General features: G+C 34.6%; 8 protein-coding genes. All 8 read right to left on the bottom strand.

Going from position 1 to position 4,644, the window contains the following annotated elements:
• Positions 1–100: 100 nt before the first annotated feature.
• Positions 101–817, bottom strand: a complete 717-nt coding sequence (locus ACIR310F_RS0101040; protein WP_028082217.1) for a PIN domain-containing protein — start codon at positions 815–817, stop codon at positions 101–103.
• Between the two features lie 3 nt (positions 818–820).
• The gene (locus ACIR310F_RS0101035; protein WP_028082216.1) at positions 821–1,456 is read right to left on the bottom strand and encodes a hypothetical protein; all 636 of its coding nucleotides are present in this window, start codon (positions 1,454–1,456) and stop codon (positions 821–823) included.
• A gap of 543 nt (positions 1,457–1,999) precedes the next feature.
• Positions 2,000–2,407, bottom strand: a complete 408-nt coding sequence (locus ACIR310F_RS21145) for a hypothetical protein (protein ID WP_051289431.1) — start codon at positions 2,405–2,407, stop codon at positions 2,000–2,002.
• Positions 2,397–2,690: a helix-turn-helix domain-containing protein gene (locus ACIR310F_RS0101020; protein WP_028082214.1), complete on the bottom strand. Its 294-nt coding sequence runs from the start codon at positions 2,688–2,690 to the stop codon at positions 2,397–2,399. Before ACIR310F_RS0101020 ends, ACIR310F_RS21145 begins: the two co-directional genes overlap by 11 nt.
• Positions 2,691–2,692: 2 nt before the next feature.
• On the bottom strand, positions 2,693–3,037 hold the full coding sequence (locus tag ACIR310F_RS0101015; RefSeq protein ID WP_028082213.1) for a type II toxin-antitoxin system RelE/ParE family toxin: 345 nt from the start codon (positions 3,035–3,037) through the stop codon (positions 2,693–2,695).
• Between the two features lie 127 nt (positions 3,038–3,164).
• Positions 3,165–3,446, bottom strand: coding sequence for a type II toxin-antitoxin system Phd/YefM family antitoxin (locus ACIR310F_RS0101010; RefSeq protein ID WP_028082212.1), 282 nt, complete (start codon positions 3,444–3,446; stop codon positions 3,165–3,167).
• A gap of 127 nt (positions 3,447–3,573) precedes the next feature.
• Positions 3,574–3,930, bottom strand: a complete 357-nt coding sequence (locus tag ACIR310F_RS0101005; RefSeq protein ID WP_028082211.1) for a hypothetical protein — start codon at positions 3,928–3,930, stop codon at positions 3,574–3,576.
• Between the two features lie 135 nt (positions 3,931–4,065).
• Positions 4,066–4,470, bottom strand: coding sequence for a hypothetical protein (locus ACIR310F_RS0101000; protein WP_028082210.1), 405 nt, complete (start codon positions 4,468–4,470; stop codon positions 4,066–4,068).
• Positions 4,471–4,644: the final 174 nt, after the last annotated feature.

The raw sequence follows: 4,644 nt of genomic DNA, 5'->3' as shown, positions 1-4,644 counted from the left end.
AAACCCCCGAATTGACACCTAAAAATCCCCTTTTTAGGTGTCAATTTTTTTCAGCCAGGTATAAGGATTTTCTCTCATTTTTACACCTCCGTTTTCACAATTATACTCTACCTTCAATAATAGCTAAACCCCATTCTAATTTATTTAAGTATTTGGCATTAATACTAACAAGCTCTTGATTAAGAGGTGATTTAGGAGCATTAGGTTTTCCATAATCTTGATAATTTGTAGTGATAAAGCAAACATTTTTCTGGAAATTTTTATTTCTCAATTGCTTACCGAGATCTAAAAAAGCCGCAAATATCTGACAGTCTTTAGCTGAATCTTTACCTCTTTGAGCAGGAGCATCACATTTATTAATTCTCTTCATTGCTTCTACATAATGAGAATCATCTATTGCTATTTTCTCACATTTATCTAGGAGACTTTTGGAAAGATTTCCCAGGTGTTCAGGTAGATTTAAAGTTTTTATTATTTGTCCAAAATCATGGTTAAAATCAAAGATAATATTTGCAGCATTAACCATTTTCTCTCTTTTTAGTTCTGCTTTTTTGATTTCTTCTGTAAGTTCAATTTTGACAGTTTCTAGATTTTCTTTCCATTCTGTATAGACTATTTCATTGGTCACTAACCACAGACTACGATTATTTAATTGTGATTTATTAATTAATTCTAAAGATGCGGATATTTCGTTAGTAGATATATTATCTCGAAATGGAGAACGGATAATATCTAAAATTATGCAAGTGTCTAGAAATAAAACTGGTGCAGGTGCAGAAATAATCACTTCACTTAGCTCTGTTGAACTAATAAACATTCATCATTGTCCTTTTGTATAGTTCAATAAAGCATCTGCAAATTCGTATTCTGTGACTAATTTATCTACTGCTTCTTTTGACCATCCTTTTTCAATTAAGGACATACTTAATAAAGTAGAATCTAATTTTACACCTTTGGAATTTACAGATAATATGAAATCAAACCATTTTTTTCTATCTAGAGGATGGGAGGTAACGGTAAATTTATTTGCATAAACAGCAAATTGATTTAATAATGCTGCTGCATCATTACCGATCAGATTTTCAATAAATTCTTGATCGTTTGTTAATTCTGTGCTTACAGGAGTATTTTCAATGGCAGGTTGTACAATTGTTGTAAAGAAGTCTACTAAAATTTGATTGTATTCATCAACAGATAATTGACCTTTTTCTGCTGGCACAATATTAGATACAAACCAAGTATTTGGATCTTTCTGAAAAAGTATTAAACCAGCAGATTCTAAACCATCACCTGCCGTATGTTCAAAACAGTAGGCTTTTTCTTCTAAGAGAACTGCGTTTTTTTCGCGTTCGTAAGCTCTTAACCAATTGTTTGTACAATTATCGGTTAAATGTTTGATTAATTGGTCAATATCATAGCTATTGAGGTATATATATAAGTCTCGAAACTTTTTCATAAGACCTCGCGGTAAGTGGGAAACTCAGTGGCTTTAGCCCTGAGAGGGAAGCGACACGGGCAATTCTACAAGCTCACTGACCACGGTTTTAACCGCTTTGAATCTTTTTTCATTACTGCCTTGGAGTTAAGAAATTCGGGGTACTTTTGTGGTGTACTTTCAACGGGACAATTAGCGATTCAAATTTCCCAACTCTGTACGCATAATGTGCTGCTCCGCAGAGCCTCCCATTTCTGGGGTAATGTTAGCTTAGTCAATGTTTTAAGAGCTTTTTAGACTTGCAACACTGTTTCAGTGACTTTAAAACTGTTTAATTGCAAATGACAGAGCAGGGAACTAGCTACGCATTCCAGGGTGTCGTGACTCAAAAAACGTAGTCAGTGAAGACTTAAACTAGTCAGTACAGCTTGTAAAAAATTACAAGATCAGTCGCTTTAGGGCTGAGTTACTGACAGTGATTGTAATATCTAACAATTACTAAAAATAGAATAGCATAATTTTGTTGATTTAGCTTTCTAACCCGCCTGGGAATAAATTCCCAGTCTAATAGCCGAAGTCCGTTTTAACGGACTCAATGATTATACTTGAAGTATAGATAACACGCAAAGAGTCTAATTCATTGATGTCACTTACAACTTTACGTAAAGTTTCACTGAAATAGAAAACTTCATAATTAGGTGCAAGTTCTTTTTGTAGTTGCTTCCACAAACTAATACCCTCTGCTTCAAAAGTTTCTTTAGCTTCTAAACTGGGAAAACCTGATGAATTAGGATCTTCCCAGTTTAATTTTGCATCATAAATATCTGCCCATTTTTCCAAACGGGTAATAGTTTCTTGACTCAGTGGTAATGTTTCTGGGTCAATATTGCCAACTTTATCAGCATCTGCCCACCATAACGGGTAACATCCATAATCAGCCATGAGTTTGATTTTTTCTACTTTAAACAGCATCTACCAATTCAAAACGAATTTTTTTACCAAGAACTCTTGCAGCTTTATCAATCGTCTCTAAAGTAACAGAATGATGATCAGGATTTAAAAGTCTATCAACAGATGATCTACTTGTTTTCATTTTCTCAGCCATTGCTGTTTTAGTAATATTTTTCTCAGCCATTGCTGTTTGAATTTGCCAAGCAATTACTCTTTTAATAGCTATTAAATTGATTTCGTCTAATGTTCCATCTTCTTCTAAAAACGCATCAAGAGAAGAACCAACATAAGGATTTTCTGTCATTTTTACGCCTCCAATGTGTGTTTGCGTTCCCAGGCTAAATTCAATTGTTGTTTTGGGGTTTTTTGACTTTTCTTAATGAAGCTATGCAGCAATATCATTTTACCTTCATAGAAACAAAATAACACACGAGCAATTTTATTTTGTGGTAAATTTGTTCTGACTTCAAATAATCCATCACCCATTGGCCGACAGGTAGGCATTCCAATTGGCCAACCAAATTCAACTGTTTTGATATCAGCACCAATCAAAAATCTTTCCTCTTTAGATAAACTTTTTAACCAATCACGAACTGGTTCAGTGCCATTTTCATTTCTATAAAATTCAGCCGGAACTCTTTTATCTGTCATACATCAAACCTAATTAAATATAGAAGTAGGTATTAGTATTTTGCATACTTTTATCTAACAACTACATACGTTAGATTTGATGTTATGTCATAGTGTACCTTTTTTGGTACACGAAGTCAATAACTATTTATAAGTCAATTCCCAACTCCTGAAGTAGTTCGTTGATACTTTGCGGTTTTAAAGTTCTCGTTTTTGCTCTTTCCAAAGCAGTTAAAAGACGTGCTGCATTTTTAGGGGAGCGTAGTAAATGAGTTGTTGCTAATAAACTTTCTAATTCGTCAGCAGCAATTAGGGCGACGTTTTCACCATCAGGTTGGGTAATAATCATTACTTCTCTATCTGCAACTACTTGAGCGCAGATTTCAGCTAGGTTATTACGAGCATCAGTTAAGTTTGTTTGGTTGGACATAGTGGGATTTTTCCTCATGCTGTAGCTGATATTTTCTAATATTATCAGTTAGCTTTCTCACCCGTGGAGGGAATAAATTCCCAGTCTAATAGCCGAAGTCCGTTAAAACGGACTCAGTGATTGTACTTTAAGCATAGATAACACGCAAAGAGTCTAATTCATTCATGTCAGTAACAACTTTACCTAATAACTCACTGAAATAAACAACTTCATAATTAGGTGCAAGTTCTTTTTGCAGTTGTTTCCATAAACTAATACCTTCTTGTTCAAAAGCTGCTTCTTCTTCTGGACTCAAATCTGGTGAATTACCAGGATCTTGCCAATTTAATGTGGCATTATAATCAGTCGCCCATTTTCTCAAATGGTTAATAGTTCCTTGGCTGAGGGGCAATCTTGCTGGGTCAATGTTACCAACCTTATCAGCATCTGCCCACCATAAAGGGTCGCATCCATAATCAGCCATTAGTTTGATTTTTATTGCCATAGCTATACTAAACTCGGTTGGGACATGAATTTTTGCAAGATTAGGAAAGAGCTAGATGTTTAGGGGTTTAGCTCATGCTTTACCCCTACCTATAGAATCAAATGATTAAGCTGTTTTGAGTATACTCAGGTGGAATCATGGTAAGGAGGCGGGATTAGCTCCAACTATATAACCATTATCACCTACCGTCACTGCTATAAGCTGCTTTTTTCCATTAAAAATTACTTCATATATTTCTCTGGGAGGTTCTGCTGTTCCTTGATAACCAAGAAACGTTCCACTGGTTACAGCAGCAATAACAGCATCAGGGATTTCCTCCTCAGAAATTCCGCGTCTAGCAAAATCCTCTTTATGCTCCTTTAAAATGTGCGCTAGTCCACTTGCTCTTTTAGTAATTTTACCTTCTTCTAAAAATACGATTTTACCATTTGCTTGTTTGGCAATCTTCACTATTTTGTCAGGGTTATGCTTAATACCAGCCTCAGTGAGTTCTGCTAACAATGCTAGTCTGTCTTGGGATATATTCAGTTTTTCGTTCATTTATAGTTAGTTTTAATATTTTTTTATAATAACCTTATGATAATTTCAAGGATGAGTCTTTGTCAAACTTTTTGGTGAATAAAACTTAGGGGATAAAGATAATTGAAGAATCTTTAACCTTTACCCTTGAATCCTTTCTATTTACCCCCAAAGAAATACAAAAATATTAACCAG

This window comes from Dolichospermum circinale AWQC310F (assembly GCF_000426925.1).
Classification (GTDB): Bacteria; Cyanobacteriota; Cyanobacteriia; order Cyanobacteriales; family Nostocaceae; genus Dolichospermum; species Dolichospermum circinale.
This window is presented reverse-complemented; position numbering and strand designations above follow the sequence as displayed.

Bases quoted from the DNA above. Each gene is read 5' to 3' on its own strand.
- ACIR310F_RS0101040 (WP_028082217.1), bottom strand. From the start codon at position 817: ATGTTTATTAGTTCAACAGAGCTAAGTGAAGTGATTATTTCTGCACCT.
- ACIR310F_RS0101035 (WP_028082216.1), bottom strand. From the start codon at position 1,456: ATGAAAAAGTTTCGAGACTTATATATATACCTCAATAGCTATGATATT.
- ACIR310F_RS21145 (WP_051289431.1), bottom strand. From the start codon at position 2,407: ATGCTGTTTAAAGTAGAAAAAATCAAACTCATGGCTGATTATGGATGT.
- ACIR310F_RS0101020 (WP_028082214.1), bottom strand. From the start codon at position 2,690: ATGACAGAAAATCCTTATGTTGGTTCTTCTCTTGATGCGTTTTTAGAA.
- ACIR310F_RS0101015 (WP_028082213.1), bottom strand. From the start codon at position 3,037: ATGACAGATAAAAGAGTTCCGGCTGAATTTTATAGAAATGAAAATGGC.
- ACIR310F_RS0101010 (WP_028082212.1), bottom strand. From the start codon at position 3,446: ATGTCCAACCAAACAAACTTAACTGATGCTCGTAATAACCTAGCTGAA.
- ACIR310F_RS0101005 (WP_028082211.1), bottom strand. From the start codon at position 3,930: ATGGCAATAAAAATCAAACTAATGGCTGATTATGGATGCGACCCTTTA.
- ACIR310F_RS0101000 (WP_028082210.1), bottom strand. From the start codon at position 4,470: ATGAACGAAAAACTGAATATATCCCAAGACAGACTAGCATTGTTAGCA.